The organism is Herminiimonas sp. GW821-FHT09C12 (assembly GCF_059416385.1).
The window spans coordinates 531,170-547,353 of record NZ_JBWKPC010000002.1 but is presented as its reverse complement, the minus strand read 5'-3'; the positions used below and the strand labels follow the sequence as shown (position 1 = coordinate 547,353).

Here is a 16,184-nt window from a genome sequence, read left to right as displayed (position 1 = left end):
AGCGCTGGCCGACTGAAAACTCAAAGGATGCCCACCACATCAAATCGTCTGAACTGGATTAAAAGCGGCCTGTTCTGGCGCACTTTTTTCCTGCTCGCTTTTGTGATCGCAGCCAGTATGGCTGCGTGGGTTGCCAGCTATCGTGTAGTTGAACAAACCCCGCGCGCCAATCAAATCGCAGCACAGGTGATCTCCGTCGTCACCATCACGCGCGCTGCACTGACTCACTCCGCACCTGATTTACGCCGCGAACTCCTGTTCGATTTATCAAGCAACGAAGGTATCCGCGTGTATCCGCTGGAGGATACTGATCGCGTCGAACCACCTACCAATAACAGCCTGATGCGCACCATTCAGGAACATGTACGTGCCGGCCTGGGGCAAGACACGCGTTTTGCACGCACAGTCAACGATGTTGCCGGATTCTGGGTCAGCTTCACGATCTCCGATGATGAATACTGGCTGATGCTGGATCGTGATCGAATAGAAGGCAGTTCCGGCGCACAATGGGTCGGCTGGGGTGCCGCAACATTATTGTTATCGCTGATAGGCGCGATGATTATTTCCGGCTTGATCAATCAGCCGCTGGCGCGTCTGACCGCCGCCACACGTGCCATCGCCAATGGACAGCGTCCGCCACCACTACCAGAACGCGGCCCGACAGAAATTCGCGAAGCCAATCACAGCTTTAATCAAATGGTCGACGATCTCAACCGTGTGGAATCTGATCGCGCCGTGGTACTCGCAGGCATCTCGCATGATCTGCGTACACCGCTCGCACGCATGCAACTCGAAGTAGAATTAGCGGGCTTGCCAGATGCAGCACGCGAAGGCATGCAATCCGATCTGGAGCAGATGGATGCCATCATCGGCCAGTTCCTCGACTATGCAAAGCCAGTAGATAGCACGCATTTCCAACCTGTCGATATGACAGCATTGATTGCCAGTACAGCACATGAAGCCGCACGTTTAAGCGATGTACAGATCACCAGCAAGATCGACGACAACATCACCATACTCGGCAATGCTATCGACATCAAACGCGTCATCAGCAATCTGATTGAAAATGCGCGGCGCTATGGCAAAGCGGACGGCGCTGATTTTGTAGAAATTGATCTATCCTGCTACGTGGAAGGCGATAAAGTCATAGTTGAAGTCGCCGATCATGGCGCTGGCGTACCGGAAGCCGAAATCGATAGATTGCTGCGTCCCTTCACACGTATGGATAGCGCGCGCGGACAAGCGAATGGCGCCGGTCTGGGCTTGGCAATTGTCGATCGCATCGTCAAAAGACACGGTGGAAAGTTGCAACTATCGAATCGGGATGGCGGCGGTTTGGTCATACAAATCGTGCTACACAATGCGAAAAAACGATACAGCCATTTCGCGGCATAGAAGCATCACACTATCGCAGCAGACAAAATAAAACGCACATGCTCTTCAAGAGGATGTGCGTTTTATTTTAGAGCCGCGTTCCTGAAATCGGAACGCAGAATTTAAATTCAGACTCTGTCGTCTTTTACTTCAGTGATCACGCCTTCGATGATGATGTCATTACGCGATTGCTGATAAGCGCGCTCAGCGGTAAAGCGAGCCTTCGCTGCTTTGCGTTTTTTGAACAGCAAAACTGGAATCAATAACCAGCTCAGCAACAAGACCGTCACGACGACAAGCAATCCTGCCGCCAGGACTAAACCCAACACCAGCCACGCGATCAGACGCGAGAAAAATCCACCAGATTGATGACGGCGGAATAGTTGTTGCCAGTTTTGAGCCTGTTGGCTGAAAAAGAAAGATGCCATAGTTGTAATCACTCCTGTCTCTTTAGTATACGCCAAATAGGCGCAACCGATTGTTTCCCGACTTATCCCGCAATACCCACGCTGGGCACGCCTGCATACAGTCCGTTTTCAAGTAGATAGCGATTCTTCTTGAAAATTCAATACATAATCACTTTTATTCGTAAAATTCGCCGCAAGAAGGTCAAAAATACAGTGAATGCCGCAAAAATTATCCTTTTTGCATGAGCTAACTACGCTACGCGTGCAACAGACATAACATTTTCATACGGTTCGATAAATCAAGGCGACGGCTTCCGCAGCAATTCCTTCTTCGCGTCCCAGATAACCTAATTTTTCATTCGTTTTTGCCTTGATATTGACCTGATCAATAGCAACGCCCAAGTCTGCTGCGATATTCGCCACCATGCCTGGAATATGTGGCGCCATCTTCGGTTTTTGCGCAATGATGGTGGCATCCACATTCCCAATGCTGAAACCGGCCGCTGCCACGCGCTTCACCGCTTCACGCAACAACACACGTGAATCTGCGCCAGCAAACTCAACCGCCGTATCCGGAAAATGTCGTCCGATATCACCCAAGGCTGCTGCGCCAAACAAGGCGTCAGTAAGTGCATGCAGCAACACATCCGCATCGGAATGCCCCAGCAAACCCGTCGTATGCGGAATTGTCACACCACCTATGATCAACTTGCGACCTTCAACCAAGGCATGGCAGTCGTAACCTTGTCCAATGCGGAATGGAACACTCATACAAATCCTTTTAAATAAAGTTCGGCAAGCGCCACATCGTGCGGCAGCGTCACCTTGAAATTACGTGCATCGCCTTCGACCAGCTTGGGCTGCAAGCCTAGCGCCTCGATTGCGCTTGCTTCATCCGTCACTACCACCGCCTGCTCCAGCGCGCGACGTAGCAAGCCGTAGCGGAACATCTGCGGCGTCTGCGCTGCCCACAAGCGATCACGCGGCACTGTTTGATCAACACGCCCTTTTTCGCCAGCACGCTTCAAGGTATCGACCACCGGCACGGCCAGCAAGCCGCCGACCTCGTCATCCTGCAACAAAGTAATCAGTTTATCGATCAAGGCAATGCTCAGCCCCGGACGAGCGGCATCGTGCACCAGCACCCAATCCTCATCGTCGACCATCTCGCGCATTGCATGCAAACCGTTCAAGACCGATAACTGCCGGGTTGCACCACCGACTCTCAGTACCGTAACGTAAGAACTATCGTGCAAGGCCGCCATGGTGGCATCGATATAGCCATCCTCGGCACTTGCCACTACAAAGGTATGCGCAATCACATCCGCGCTAGAAAACGTATCCAGCACATGCCGCAGCATCGGTTTGCCGGCAATCGGCACATATTGTTTTGGAATCTTTTCGCCCATGCGTGCGCCAACACCGGCGGCAGGGATCAAGGCGAAATAGCGAGGTAAATTCATGTTGTCGTGGTGGGAAGATGCGTAACTGCGTGCATGGGTGCGCTCTATTGTAGGGAAATTATTATCCGAATACGCACGCGCCCGACGTAAAGAAGGGCTTGGTTTATAATCGCATCATAATTTTTCACTGTCAAATGAAGTGCGTATAGGCAAGTTGCAGGCACTTTGTGACCACCCTGACATTTTCAATGTCGCTATTTGATGTCATTCGACCTAAAAAAATCTCTCCCCAAGCCCGGTTCGCGTTTCGTTCTGCCTCCTGTTCACGGTTCAGCGGACGCTTATGTGCTGGCGCAAGCCGCCGCAGAACTGAAATCGCAAAAGCGCATGTTGACGGTCGTCGTGGCGAACGCCAGCGATGCACAACGCCTACTGGCTGAAATTCCCTGGTTCGGTAAAGAACAGAACAATCTACGCTGCCATCTGCTGCCGGATTGGGAGACATTGCCATACGATGCCTTCTCGCCACATCAAGATCTCGTCTCCGAGCGCCTGGCGACCTTGTACGAGGTTTTAAACGGGCAATGCGATGTCTTGATCGTACCAGCCACCACTGCGCTGGTACGCATGGCACCACCTGTCTTCCTAGCGTCTTACACCTTCTTCTTCAAACAGGGTGAAACGCTGGATGAAGCAAAGCTGAAGGCGCAGTTGCAGCTCGCTGGCTACAGTCCGGTCAAGCAAGTAATGTCGCCCGGCGAATATTCAGTGCGCGGCGGCTTGATCGATATCTTCCCTATGGGTTCAGTCTTGCCGTATCGCATCGATTTGTTCGGCGACACGATAGATACCATACGCACCTTCGATGCGGACTCGCAACGCTCGTTGTATCCAGTCAAGGAAGTACGCCTGCTGCCGGCGCGCGAATTCCCTATGGATGAAGAAGCGCGCACCGCCTTCCGTGGCCGCTGGCGCGAACTGTTCGAAGGTGATCCTAGCCGCTCAGTGATTTACAAAGACATAGGTAGCGGCATCGCATCCGCCGGTATTGAATACTATCTGCCGTTGTTCTTTAAAGAAACAAATACCCTATTCGACTATCTGCCGACAGACACGACGTTCGCGTTGATAGGCGATATAGAAGCCGCGATCAAACGCTTCTGGGACGACACCCAATCGCGTTATCGCTTCCTCAAATCGGATCGCGAGCGCCCTATCCTCGCGCCGGAACAGATTTTCCTCAGCGACGAAAATTTCTTCACGCTGGCTAAACCTTATGGTCGCTGGATTCTGCAAAACGAAGACGTCGCCTCCGAGCTATCTGCACCACTACCGAATATCGCCGTCAATCGTCGCGCCGACGATCCATTGGTCAATCTGCGCTCGTATCTGCTGCAAACCGATAAACGCGTATTGATCTGTGCAGAAACCAACGGTAGACGTGAAACCCTGCAGCAATACTTCAACGAATACGATCTGTCGCTTGCACCCGCAGAAAGTTTTGCCGATTTCAGCACCGCATCCGCCAAGCTGATGCTCGGTGTTGCTCCTATGCATGCCGGTTTCGAACTGGGCCATGCATTGGGCGGCTACGCCTTCATTACTGAAACCGAGTTGTACGCCGGTTCTGGCCGTCGCGTCGGTAGCAAGAAGCAGGAAGGCGCGACGCAAGTCGAATCGATGGTGCGCGATCTATCCGAACTCAAGATCGGAGATCCGGTAGTCCATGTCAATCACGGCATAGGCCGTTATATGGGCCTGATCAGCATGGATCTCGGCGAAGGCGAAACCGAATTCCTGCACTTGGAATATGCCAAGGACACCAAGCTCTACGTGCCAGTATCGCAGTTACATGTGATCTCACGTTATTCCGGCGCATCGCCGGAAGATGCGCCCTTGCATGCACTCGGTTCCGGCCAGTGGGAAAAAGCCAAGCGCCGTGCCGCTGAAAAAATCCGCGACACCGCTGCCGAACTATTGAATCTGTACGCCCGCCGCGCACTGCGCGAAGGCCACAGCTTCGAATATTCGGCACACGATTACGAAGCCTTTGCTGAAAGCTTCGGCTTTGAAGAAACCGCCGATCAGGCTGCTGCGATCAATGCCGTCATCAAGGATATGACCAGCGGCAAGCCTATGGATAGGTTGATCTGCGGCGACGTCGGTTTCGGCAAAACAGAAGTCGCCTTGCGCGCCGCATTCGTTGCAGTACTCGGTGGCAAACAAGTCGCGATTCTGGCACCAACGACTTTGCTGGCAGAACAGCATGCACAGACCTTTGCCGATCGTTTTGCCGACTGGCCAGTACGTATCGCAGAATTGTCGCGCTTCCGCACCGCGAAAGAAGTCACGCAAGCAATCAAAGGCATGGCCGATGGCACTCTAGACATTGTGATCGGCACGCATAAACTGCTGTCGGCCGATATCAAATTCTCGCGACTCGGTCTGGTCATCATTGATGAAGAACATCGTTTCGGCGTCAGACAAAAAGAAGCCCTGAAAGCATTACGTGCAGAAGTCGATGTGCTGACACTCACTGCGACACCTATCCCACGTACATTGGGCATGGCGCTGGAAGGCTTGCGCGATTTTTCCATCATCGCCACGGCACCGCAGAAACGTCTGGCCATCAAGACTTTCGTCCGTAGCGAAAACGATTCTGTCATTCGCGAAGCCTGTCTACGTGAATTGAAGCGCGGCGGGCAAGTTTACTTCCTGCACAACGAAGTCGAAACCATCCAGAACCGCAAAGCGATGCTGGAAGAATTGATGCCGGAAGCACGCATAGGTGTGGCGCACGGGCAGTTGCACGAGCGCGATCTGGAGCGCGTCATGCGCGACTTTGTGGCGCAGCGTTTCAACATTCTGCTCTGCACGACGATTATCGAAACCGGTATTGACGTGCCGACCGCCAACACCATCATCATGCACAGAGCCGATAAATTCGGCCTGGCGCAATTGCATCAATTACGTGGCCGCGTCGGTCGTTCGCATCATCAGGCTTACGCTTATTTGCTGGTACACGATGTACAAGGTTTGACCAAACTGGCACAACGTCGACTCGATGCGATTCAGCAGATGGAAGAACTCGGTAGTGGCTTCTACCTCGCGATGCACGATCTGGAAATTCGTGGTGCCGGCGAAGTCCTCGGCGACAACCAGTCTGGCGAGATGAGTGAAATCGGCTTCCAGCTTTATTCCGACATGTTGAATGAAGCGGTGCGCTCACTGAAAAGCGGCAAGGAACCTGACCTCGCAGCACCGCTCTCGACCACAACCGAAATCAATCTGCACGTGCCCGCTTTGTTGCCAAGCACCTATTGCGGCGATGTACATGAGCGTCTGTCTATCTATAAGCGTCTGGCCAATTGCAAAACGCAGGAAGCCGTCACTGATCTGCAAGAAGAGTTGATTGACCGTTTCGGTAAATTGCCGGACGCCGCACAAGCGCTGGTGGAAACGCATAGATTGCGGGTCGCCGCCGTGCCGGTTGGTATCATCAAGATTGACGCACACGCAGAATCTGCCACACTGCAATTTGAGCCGAATCCACCTATCGATGCGATGCGCATCATTGAGCTGATTCAAAAGAATCGTCATATCAAATTGAACGGTCAAGATAAATTACGCATCACGGCCAATATGCCTGATCTGGCGGCACGCGTGCTTCAGATCAAGAACACGATACGCGCACTACTCGCATAAGAACTTAACTGAATTGATAAACTCATGAATCTGATCTTGCAAGGACTCAACACCCAACGCCATATCGTCGAACAAATCGCCGGTCTTGCCCGTCCACGCTCGATTGTCGCCATCAATGAGCATGCCTACCGCTGCACCGATATCAGTTACAACGATGAAGTGAAGTCGCAAATCGATATCGCCGCCTGGGCCGCCAAACTGGATTACGCGTTCATCGAACGCAGCCGCACATTGTCGGACTTCAAGCTGGTCGCGATGGACATGGATTCGACCTTGATCACGATTGAATGCATAGATGAAATCGCCGACATGCAAGGTCTGAAGCCGCAAGTTGCAGAAATCACCGAAGCCGCCATGCGCGGCGAACTGGAATTCAAGGAAAGCCTGACCCGTCGCGTCGCCCTGCTCAAAGGCCTAGATGCCAGCGCACTACAACGTGTCTACGATGAACGCTTGGGACTGTCACCCGGTGCAGAAAAAATGCTGACGGCGATACAGGCTACGGGTATGAAAACCTTGCTGGTGTCTGGCGGTTTTACCTTCTTCACAGACATGATGAAACAGCGCCTCAACCTCGACTACACCCATTCCAATCAGTTGGAAATCATTGACGGCAAACTGACCGGTCGCGTCATCGGCGGTATCGTTGATGGCGAGGAAAAGAAACTGACTGTAGAGCGCGTCTGCAAAGAACTAGGGATTTCACCGAAACAAGCGATAGTCATGGGTGATGGAGCCAATGATTTGCGGATGATGAGTATTGCCGGCTTGTCAGTTGCATTCCGTGCCAAACCAGTGGTGCGAGCGCAAGCAGATATCGCCTTGAATTTTGTCGGTCTGGATGGCGTGTTGAACCTGTTGCCAAACTGATTAGGCACGCGCTGCTGACGGCAAGACATGTAACTCGTTTGCCAAACGCACGCCTAAAACCCGCTTACCGATAAAAAACATACTCCCGGTCCCGAGTTTGTTGCCTTCCCTGCCAAATTTCCTTTATGCTCTAAACAATCTTTAAGTAAAAAAGATCATCGTAGTTCAGGTTATTGATGTTTTTGAGAAGTCCCTCTCATTGAAAATCACTTGCTTCGACCATCATGATGAATACCTTTGGACCTCGGCAGGTTGAAACATCCAGTTGGCAACGCTGGATCAAGGAAGCCATACATTTCTCCGGCAAGCATTTGGCACTCAATGTCTGTCTAGTGCTTGCGACGATAGGCTTGTTCGGATCATTCCCGCCCTTGGTTCTGATCATCGTTTCGCCGGTTCTGGTCGGCGTCTTCGTACTGGTCGCCTACAGTGCCGACACCAAACAACCCGTTCTGCAAATTCTAAAATCCTCACCCGCCGGACTTTTGCGAATTTTGCTGTGCTCGGCTGCTACGGTCCTGATCATGGCGCTGGTCATTTCCGCCACTGTCCTTCTCATCAAAGGATCCGTCGTTGCACCAGAATCCCCCGTTCCTTATATTGCGCAGTCCTATGACGTCAGTGACTTCATGGGTGGCTCAAAGGCATTGTTCACTATCGGACTCTGGCTACTTGCGATCCTGCCATGGTTCGCGATTCCACTTTTCGTTTGTACTAGCTTGTCCTTGAAGATGTGCCTGGACCATACCTTCGTCGCCTTTAATCAAAACAAATTCGTCGTGGTCGTCGTATTTATATGCGTGCTCGTTCTGATGGGCGGTGCGCTCTTCCACGGTCTGACCGTGGTGCCGCTCTATCCTGTTTTGGGCGGACTCTTGTATGCATCTTATCGCCACATTTTTCTCGGTCTGCCGCCAGCCGAACCTCAAAAAGAAAAAATCAAAGTGCCACTGTTTGCCCGCTTCATGCAATCAAAGTGAATCCTTGTCTGCTCTTCTGATACGATCATCACCATCTGCTTGTGCATTGAAGCAGCAAGGGAAAATCATGCTGCAAGGAACTCTGCCGGACAATTGATATCCTAATTACACACTCACAAGAAAATATCATCATGGACCAGCAACTCGTTTTAGACACCTCGACACAATCCGCCAAGAATCTCGCATGGTGGTTATATATCGCGCATGCAGCCAGCCTGCTGTTTTCGCTGGGCGCATTTTCTTTCATCCCGCTGATCATCAACTACGTTAAGCGCGCCGACTCTGCCAATACTTTTGTCTACAGCCACCACGGCTGGCAAATTCGTTCCTTCTGGTGGTATCTGGTGTGGATGACGCTAGGCGGCGTATTGTTTCTGACCTTTGTCGGTATTCCTACCGCGTTCCTGATCTGGGGCATAGCGTGGTTGTGGAAGCTGTATCGTCTGATCAAGGGCATCGTCGATCTGAACGATAACAAACCTATGCCTTGAGTTTGTTCATCTTGGTCTCATAAAAAAAGCATCCGTATGGATGCTTTTTTCTTTGTGTGACACAACCTCATCTACTCAAGCAGACGCTAACGCAGGCTCTTCAACTACCAATGGAATCACAGGGTTCCAGCAAGCCAGACGCTCTCCGCCCAAGGTAATCACCGATGGTCGTTCACTGAGGCACCGCTCTTGCGCATTACTGCAACGCGGCGCAAAGCTGCAACCCGGCGTCAAAGCCGATAAATCCGGCGGAGAACCAGGCACAGCCAATAGCGGCTTGCCACGATTCTCAGTCCCGACTGTAGAAGCGAGCAAACCGGCCGTATATGGATGACGCGGCGTGTGTACGATGCCGCTGACGGTATTTTCTTCCACAATGCGTCCGCCATACATCACGGCAATGCGATCAGCGACTTCAACTGCGGCACCGATATCATGCGTAACGAAGATGACCGACATGCCGGTTTCTTTTTGCAGTTCACGCAGCAAGAGCAAAATCTGAATCTGCACCGTTGCATCCAGCGCCGTCGTCGGCTCATCTGCCAGCAATAGTTTAGGTTTGCATGCCAACGCCAACGCGATCATCGCGCGCTGACGCATACCACCAGACAGCTCATGCGGATATGCATCGTAACGACGGCGCGCCTGCGGAATCTGTACGCGTTCCAGCATTTGCAAGGCGCGCTGCATGGCAGTCTTGTGATCGACTGCTTCATGCGCACGTATCGCTTCTGTAATTTGCTGACCGATGGTGTAGACAGGATCGAAGGCCAATCCCGGCTCCTGAAACACCATAGACGTCGTACCGCCACGATATGCTTCGAGATCGCGCCCTTTTAATGCCAGCACATCTGCGCCATCTACTTCTATGCTGCCGCTGATCCGCGTAGTGCGTTGTGGATGCAGGCGCAGCAAAGTGCGCAAGGTGACGCTCTTGCCGGAACCTGATTCACCCAACAATCCCAGGACTTCTCCGGCCTTCAATTCAAAGCTGACTTTATCCAGCGCATTCGCACGACGATTACCGTGGAATTCCACGCTCAAGTCGCGTACCGAGACTAAAGGCTTACTCATGCCGCCACCTCCATCAAGGTTTGCGTATGGCCGGACTGCGGATCATTCATGTGGCAAGCGACTGTATGCCCGACATGACCATCTGCCGTGACCAAAGCAGGCACCTGCGATGCGCACACGGCTTCTGCATGTGGGCAACGCTCGCGGAAACGACAACCGCTAGGTGGATTAATAGGATTCGGTGGGTCGCCACTGAGTGGTGAATGCTGAGTGCGGTTTGCCGGGTCCATAGACGGCACTGCCGATAGCAAGGCACGCGTGTATGGATGTCTGGAATTACCGTAAATACGATCAACCGGCCCCATCTCTACCACCTGCCCCATATACATCACCATCACTTCATCGCTGATGTAATGCACCACATGCAAATCGTGCGAGATGAACAGATAAGTCAGATCGTGCTCGGCCTTCAGTTCCTGTAATAGATTCAAGACCTGCGCCTGCACTGATTTATCCAGTGCAGCGACGGCTTCATCGAGTATCACCAAGCGCGGCTCGAAAGCCAATGCACGCGCGATATTGACACGCTGACGCTGACCGCCCGACAGCTCATGTGGATAACGCGTCGCGAATTGCTCCGGCTTCAAGCCGACACGCGCCAGCAATGCATGTGCACGTTCCGTTGCTTTCGCCTTGGACACGCCATGCGCTTGTGGGCCATACGCCACCGTTTCACTAATCGTCAAACGCGGATTAAGCGAAGCAAATGAATCCTGAAACACCATCTGCAGATTGCGACGAAACTCCTTGAACTCAATACCGCCAAATTCAGCTACGCCTTCGCCGTCAAATATCATGCTGCCGCTATCCGGCGTTATCAGACGTGCGATCAAACGTGCCGTTGTCGACTTACCGCAACCGGATTCACCGACTATGCCCAGCGTCTTGCCCTTGGCAACCGAGAAGCTGACGCCATCGACGGCGTGCACAAATTTGCGTTCGCGCTGGAACAGATCACTGCGCACGGGGAAATATTTTTTGAGATCCTTGATCATCAACAACGGTTGCGCAGGGCCACCTTTATCTGTTGACGCCAGATTTACAGTTTCTTGTTTCATCGGCGTATATCCATAGCAGAGCGCACACCATCGGCAAGTAAGTTAAAACCGATAGACGTGATGAAAATCAACAAGCCGGGCAAAGCCGCGACCCATGGATTACGGAAGATCGCTGAACGCAGTGTATTGAGCATCAAGCCCCATTCCGGCTCTGGTGGTTTGACACCCAGACCGAGAAAGGACAAACCGGCGGCCAGAATCATGCTGACACTGAGCAAACCGGTCGCATAGACGAATACCGGCCCCAGCACATTGCCCAAGACGTGTACACGGATGATGGAGAATGCACTGGCACCGCTCATGCGCGCTGCTTCGATGTAATCGAGCTTGCGCACTTGCGTGGTTACACTTTCTGCCACACGCACTACTTGCGGCACGAAGACCAGTGTCAAAGCCAAAATACTATTCGTCATGCCTGGACCAAGCGCACCAGAGATCGCTACCGCCAGCAACACTGACGGGAATGCGTAGAATACATCCAGCACGCGCATGATGATCATGTTCAAGCGACCACCGACATAACCTGCCAGCAAACCGATAGAAGTACCGATACCGAAAGCTGCCAATACCGGCGTCACGCCCATCAGCAAGGACAAGCGCCCGCCGTACATCAAGCGACTGAGCATGTCGCGTCCAAGTTCATCGGTACCCAACCAATAACCTTCACTACCAATAGGCAGCAAACGTTTGATCATGCTGCCTTTGTACGGGTCCATAGGCGCCAGCCAAGGTGCAAACACGGCGGCACATACAATCAGCAAGACCACCAATGCAGCAGTCATGGCAACCGGATCACGCATCAACTGACGCAATACGACCGTCCAGTAACCACGCGCCGGTGCAGGCATCACCGGCACTGCAGCTTGCGCTCCAAATTTTAAAGATAAGGCCATAGTCAACGTCCCATACGTGGATCAAGCAGCGGTTGCAGGATATCGACGATCAAATTCAAGCCGACGAAGAACATGCACAGCACGAGGATCGTGCCTTGCAGCAGCGGCATATCGCGTTGGAAAATCGCAGTGTTCAGCAAGAAGCCGGTACCCGGCCATGCGAACACGGTTTCCACCAGTATCGAGCCACCCATCAGATAACCGATCTGCAAGCCAGCCACAGCCAACACAGTCGGTGCAGTGTTCTTCGCGATATGGCGAAAGATGGCGCGATTGTTCAAACCACGTGCACGTAGCGCAACCACAAACTCCTGCTCCAGCATGTCAGCCACCAAAGCACGCACGGTGCGCGTGATAATGCCCATAGGAATGACTGCGAGCGTAATCGCCGGCAATACTAAATGCCGTATGTGTGCGTAGTCCCACAACCATTCGGATGAACCGCCCGGTCCTGCACCCATCGCCGGAAACCAGCCCAGCCAGATGGAAAAAATAATGGTCAATACCAAGCCCAGCCAGTAGTGCGGTACGCTCACGCCTATGACGGACAAAAAGGTGGCAATGCGATCGATCCAGCCGCCATGCCAGTAACCGGCGAGTGCACCCAGCACACACCCAAACAGCACGCCAATAAAACCGGCCACACCAGCCAGCAACAAGGTATTACTCACGGCACTCATGACCTCAGTCACGACTTCGCGACCAGAAGCAATCGAAGTACCCAGATCGCCTTGCACCGCGCGTAGCAGCCACATGCCGTATTGCACCGGCACTGGCTTATCCAGGCCATAGGCGCTCTTCAGTGCAGCGATAACATCAGCAGGTGCATCGGCCGGCGCAATCGCATTCAGCGGATCGCCAGGCGCCAGATACACCAGCATGAAAGACAGTAGCGTGACGCTCAACGCAATCGGTATTGCATACAGCAGACGCTTCAGAATGTAGGAAAACATGGACAACTTTCAGTAATACAGAAGATGGGCGTATGGAGGGCGAGGCGCAGAACGCGCTTCGCCCCAAACGCTTTGTTACATACGGATCGTGGTCAGATCCTGGAACCAGTGTTGAGCCTGGATAAAGCCCTTCACTTTTGGCGAAATCACGTGCGGATTAACGTCATGTACAACCCACAGCATCAAGGCATCGTCGACCATCGCTTGATGGACTTGTGCCAGTAATTTGTCCTGCACTTTGGTATCGAAAGTTGTACGGATCTGATCCAACTCGGCATCCACTTTCGGATTCGACCAACCGCCCCAGTTCACACCATTCGGCGCGACATAACGGCTATCGGCAAAACGGGTCAATGCATAGAATGGATCAGCAGTCACATAACCAAGGTTGATAGCGGTGATACCTTTGCTTGCATTGATATCGCCCTTGGCACCACTACGCCAGTGCAGGTACAAGGTTTCCAGTTCCACGACTTCGAACTGAACCTGAATACCAATTTCCGCCAGACTTTGCTGGATGTATTCATTCATAGGCAGCGACAACATCTGACCTGTGCCACCTTGTGCGATCACGATCTTCGCTTTCAAAGGTTTGCTTGGGCTGTAACCAGCCTGCGCCATCAATGCACGAGCAGCAGCAAGGTCGTACTTGATTTTGAAAGTCGGTTTGCCGAACCATGGGCTGGTCGGATCGAGTTGACCGTAGGCAGGAACTGCCAGGCCATTCATCAAGGCCACGATACCGCTACGATCCACCGCCAGATTGGCTGCTTTACGTACGCGGATATCGGTCCATGGCGAACCAGGCTGTGTGCTGAAGTGATACGGCCAGACGTGCGGTGTGACGTTAGTCACCAGCTTGAAGCCCGAGCTTTTCAATTGCGGCAAGACATCAGGTGGTGGCGTTTCGATGATATCGACCTGACCGTTCATCAAGGCGTTCGCACGTGTCAGTGCATCAGGGATAGGCAACAAGATGATGCGGTCAGTTTGCGCGAGGCGTGATTTATCCCAGTAGTTCGGATTTTTCACGAGTTCAGCACGTTCGCGCGGCACCAGTTTGTCCAATTTAAAAGGACCTGTACCTGAAGCTTGCGAAGCAAACTTGTTCCAGTCCTTGCCGACTTTTTCCCACTGCGCCGGGCTGGAAATCAGGAACCATGGCAATTGGTAAGGGAACAGTGCATCAACATCTTTAGTTGTGATTTCAAGCGCGTAATCATTGACCTTGCGATACGACACGATGGAAGGAATACGCGGACGTACTTGCGCACTTTGCTTGGCATCGAACTGCGGCGATTTGTCATTCAATACCTTGTCCAGGTTCCACACCACGGCATCCGCCTTGAAGTCGGAACCGTCATGGAACTTCACGCCTTTACGCAGCGTGAACATCCATTTTTTTTGATCCTTGGGGTCAACCTTCCATTCAGTTGCGAGGCCAGGAATCAACTTGCCCGGACGGGTACCGATATTCGCTTCCCACGCGATCAACGGATCGTAAATCGTATGACCTGTGAATTGATAAGCACCAGCACCGCGATCCGGCTGGCCTGTAGTCAGCGGAATATCCGCCATCGAGATCCCGTAGCGTGCTACTGTTTCGGCGTGCGCCCCCGAATGCAGTGCCAGCGCGACAGGTACCACCATCAACCATCGTGCAATCCATTTATCCAACGACATAACAATCTCCCAGTAAATAAGCCACCAAAACAATGTGACATGCCAGAGATAAGCATGTGGCATGCCAGCCCTTACTTCTGTGGAAGATTCCTCTCTGACAAGAGGCGTTTATCTCTTACTTTACTGAGCAATTTCCGTACGCAGCATTTCCCTCTTCTGGGTCCAAGTTCGCACAATCGTGATGCGCGTATTGCTAAAAATGCTGTTTTGGAACTGAGGTTTTGCCCGATTTTGGACAGTTGGATGGGACAGAGACTCGGACAAAGTGAGCGCCTGTTCGTCAAGCAAGCGTGACAGAGTGTTGAAGGTATCCAAGCGGAGGTGGAGAAACCTGGCTACGTTTCAGTTCAGCACAGCGATGCTAAACTGGGGCCAACCAAGTCATCACGGTCTCTGTACGATAGGCTACAACGTTACCGCGATCCTAGGCTGACAGCGAGCCTCACTCTAATGGTTCATTAAATTCAATGCGCTATTTCGATTTCAGTTCGTGGCAAGGCATACTGACGACGCTTCTGGGACTCGCTGTATTTACCCTGATAGGCGTGGGCATACGTGTGCTCATGATGCAAACCATACAGCAACGTCGCGAGCGCATGAACCGCCAGATTAATGAGCGGCTGAAAACCCTGATCTCCGCATACAGAACCTTGGGTGGCTCTTTTACTGGCCAACTGACGGTGAACCCCACTCACCTCCGCGACTTGCGAATGAGCGAACGAGAAGAGAGCGAAGACGAAGCTGATCAAGATGAATACAAGAGTTCCGATCGTTCACGACGCATACGCGACGCAGTCGAAGCAGCATTGGCAGATATTATTCTGCTCGGCACCGAGGAGCATGTTCGTTTGGCGAGCCAAGCGGCAATCGATATGGCCGCCGGTCGCCCCATCCACACAGCGACGCTCGTTACTTCCTTGCGCAACTTTATTCGCACCGCTCTCGATTTAGGCCCGATACCGGGTGACGTCGAGATTCCGCTGCAAGGACCGACCAGAGCGCAAAGTAGCGCTAGCCGTGGCAAAGGCGATGCTGACAGCGGCAAAAACTCTGCTCGCGGAGGCAATGCCGGCGGCGCAGGTGCTGCTGGCATGGGTATGGGTCTTGGGTTGGGAATCGTGCACAAGGACAATGATCCTCCTGGCCAGTGAGTCGACTCAGACATGCCCGAAAAACGCTCCGGCATAGAATCGCAAACAAGTTTCGGGAAAAACAGATCGCAAAATAAAAAAGCACTCTACGCAAGAGTGCTTCTTTTTTGAGTAACTTCAACATCACTTCCGTGCTGGCCGG

14 protein-coding genes are annotated in these 16,184 nt (G+C 52.6%); 6 read left to right on the top strand and 8 right to left on the bottom strand.

Annotated features, from left to right (window positions below; genetic code table 11):
- Positions 1 to 27: 27 nt before the first annotated feature.
- Positions 28 to 1,395 carry a sensor histidine kinase family protein gene (locus AC07N2_RS12480; protein WP_494778553.1) on the top strand — a complete coding sequence of 456 codons (1,368 nt, stop codon included), beginning with the start codon at positions 28 to 30 and terminating at the stop codon, positions 1,393 to 1,395.
- Positions 1,396 to 1,502: 107 nt separating this feature from the next.
- On the opposite strand, the gene AC07N2_RS12475 is transcribed toward AC07N2_RS12480, so the two are convergent.
- The 3 genes from AC07N2_RS12475 to ispD all read right to left on the bottom strand — a co-directional run bounded on the left by AC07N2_RS12475 (position 1,503) and on the right by ispD (position 3,244).
- Positions 1,503 to 1,802 carry a hypothetical protein gene (locus AC07N2_RS12475; RefSeq protein WP_494778552.1) on the bottom strand — a complete coding sequence of 100 codons (300 nt, stop codon included), beginning with the start codon at positions 1,800 to 1,802 and terminating at the stop codon, positions 1,503 to 1,505.
- Between the two features lie 261 nt (positions 1,803 to 2,063).
- Positions 2,064 to 2,552 carry a 2-C-methyl-D-erythritol 2,4-cyclodiphosphate synthase gene (gene ispF / locus AC07N2_RS12470; RefSeq protein ID WP_494778551.1) on the bottom strand — a complete coding sequence of 163 codons (489 nt, stop codon included), beginning with the start codon at positions 2,550 to 2,552 and terminating at the stop codon, positions 2,064 to 2,066.
- Positions 2,549 to 3,244, bottom strand: a complete 696-nt coding sequence (gene ispD / locus AC07N2_RS12465; protein WP_494778550.1) for a 2-C-methyl-D-erythritol 4-phosphate cytidylyltransferase — start codon at positions 3,242 to 3,244, stop codon at positions 2,549 to 2,551. Before ispD ends, ispF begins: the two co-directional genes overlap by 4 nt.
- Positions 3,245 to 3,445: 201 nt before the next feature.
- On the opposite strand from ispD, the gene mfd reads away from it, so the two are divergent.
- From mfd to AC07N2_RS12445, 4 genes are all read left to right on the top strand, one after another.
- Positions 3,446 to 6,889 (top strand): transcription-repair coupling factor, encoded by a 3,444-nt coding sequence (gene mfd, locus AC07N2_RS12460; RefSeq protein ID WP_494778549.1) that lies wholly within the window; start codon positions 3,446 to 3,448, stop codon positions 6,887 to 6,889.
- A 24-nt stretch (positions 6,890 to 6,913) separates the two neighbouring features.
- Entirely contained in the window at positions 6,914 to 7,759 is an 846-nt protein-coding gene (serB, locus tag AC07N2_RS12455; RefSeq protein WP_494778548.1) for a phosphoserine phosphatase SerB, read from the top strand.
- 224 nt (positions 7,760 to 7,983) lie between these two features.
- A complete protein-coding gene (locus AC07N2_RS12450; protein WP_494778547.1) occupies positions 7,984 to 8,739 on the top strand; it encodes a hypothetical protein in 756 nt (251 codons plus the stop codon).
- A 131-nt stretch (positions 8,740 to 8,870) separates the two neighbouring features.
- On the top strand, positions 8,871 to 9,230 hold the full coding sequence (locus tag AC07N2_RS12445) for a DUF4870 family protein (RefSeq protein WP_494778546.1): 360 nt from the start codon (positions 8,871 to 8,873) through the stop codon (positions 9,228 to 9,230).
- A gap of 75 nt (positions 9,231 to 9,305) precedes the next feature.
- Here AC07N2_RS12445 and AC07N2_RS12440 read toward each other — a convergent pair whose 3' ends face one another.
- The 5 genes from AC07N2_RS12440 to AC07N2_RS12420 form a co-directional block, all read right to left on the bottom strand.
- The gene (locus AC07N2_RS12440) at positions 9,306 to 10,304 is read right to left on the bottom strand and encodes an ABC transporter ATP-binding protein (protein ID WP_494778545.1); all 999 of its coding nucleotides are present in this window, start codon (positions 10,302 to 10,304) and stop codon (positions 9,306 to 9,308) included.
- Complete coding sequence (locus AC07N2_RS12435; RefSeq protein ID WP_494778544.1) at positions 10,301 to 11,362, bottom strand: ABC transporter ATP-binding protein; 1,062 nt, start codon at positions 11,360 to 11,362, stop codon at positions 10,301 to 10,303. The genes AC07N2_RS12440 and AC07N2_RS12435 overlap by 4 nt, the downstream gene beginning before the upstream one ends.
- On the bottom strand, positions 11,359 to 12,255 hold the full coding sequence (locus AC07N2_RS12430) for an ABC transporter permease (protein WP_494778543.1): 897 nt from the start codon (positions 12,253 to 12,255) through the stop codon (positions 11,359 to 11,361). The genes AC07N2_RS12435 and AC07N2_RS12430 overlap by 4 nt, the downstream gene beginning before the upstream one ends.
- Positions 12,256 to 12,257: 2 nt before the next feature.
- Positions 12,258 to 13,208, bottom strand: a complete 951-nt coding sequence (locus AC07N2_RS12425) for an ABC transporter permease (protein WP_494778542.1) — start codon at positions 13,206 to 13,208, stop codon at positions 12,258 to 12,260.
- A gap of 75 nt (positions 13,209 to 13,283) precedes the next feature.
- Positions 13,284 to 14,891: an ABC transporter substrate-binding protein gene (locus AC07N2_RS12420; protein ID WP_494778541.1), complete on the bottom strand. Its 1,608-nt coding sequence runs from the start codon at positions 14,889 to 14,891 to the stop codon at positions 13,284 to 13,286.
- Positions 14,892 to 15,358: 467 nt separating this feature from the next.
- On the opposite strand from AC07N2_RS12420, the gene AC07N2_RS12415 reads away from it, so the two are divergent.
- Positions 15,359 to 16,042 (top strand): hypothetical protein, encoded by a 684-nt coding sequence (locus AC07N2_RS12415; RefSeq protein ID WP_494778540.1) that lies wholly within the window; start codon positions 15,359 to 15,361, stop codon positions 16,040 to 16,042.
- Positions 16,043 to 16,184: the final 142 nt, after the last annotated feature.

Bases quoted from the DNA above. Each gene is read 5' to 3' on its own strand.
- AC07N2_RS12420 (WP_494778541.1), bottom strand. From the start codon at position 14,891: ATGTCGTTGGATAAATGGATTGCACGATGGTTGATGGTGGTACCTGTC.
- AC07N2_RS12475 (WP_494778552.1), bottom strand. From the start codon at position 1,802: ATGGCATCTTTCTTTTTCAGCCAACAGGCTCAAAACTGGCAACAACTA.
- AC07N2_RS12440 (WP_494778545.1), bottom strand. From the start codon at position 10,304: ATGAGTAAGCCTTTAGTCTCGGTACGCGACTTGAGCGTGGAATTCCAC.
- AC07N2_RS12445 (WP_494778546.1), top strand. From the start codon at position 8,871: ATGGACCAGCAACTCGTTTTAGACACCTCGACACAATCCGCCAAGAAT.
- ispD (WP_494778550.1), bottom strand. From the start codon at position 3,244: ATGAATTTACCTCGCTATTTCGCCTTGATCCCTGCCGCCGGTGTTGGC.
- ispF (WP_494778551.1), bottom strand. From the start codon at position 2,552: ATGAGTGTTCCATTCCGCATTGGACAAGGTTACGACTGCCATGCCTTG.
- AC07N2_RS12425 (WP_494778542.1), bottom strand. From the start codon at position 13,208: ATGTTTTCCTACATTCTGAAGCGTCTGCTGTATGCAATACCGATTGCG.
- mfd (WP_494778549.1), top strand. From the start codon at position 3,446: ATGTCATTCGACCTAAAAAAATCTCTCCCCAAGCCCGGTTCGCGTTTC.
- AC07N2_RS12450 (WP_494778547.1), top strand. From the start codon at position 7,984: ATGATGAATACCTTTGGACCTCGGCAGGTTGAAACATCCAGTTGGCAA.
- AC07N2_RS12415 (WP_494778540.1), top strand. From the start codon at position 15,359: ATGCGCTATTTCGATTTCAGTTCGTGGCAAGGCATACTGACGACGCTT.
- AC07N2_RS12430 (WP_494778543.1), bottom strand. From the start codon at position 12,255: ATGGCCTTATCTTTAAAATTTGGAGCGCAAGCTGCAGTGCCGGTGATG.
- serB (WP_494778548.1), top strand. From the start codon at position 6,914: ATGAATCTGATCTTGCAAGGACTCAACACCCAACGCCATATCGTCGAA.
- AC07N2_RS12435 (WP_494778544.1), bottom strand. From the start codon at position 11,362: ATGAAACAAGAAACTGTAAATCTGGCGTCAACAGATAAAGGTGGCCCT.
- AC07N2_RS12480 (WP_494778553.1), top strand. From the start codon at position 28: ATGCCCACCACATCAAATCGTCTGAACTGGATTAAAAGCGGCCTGTTC.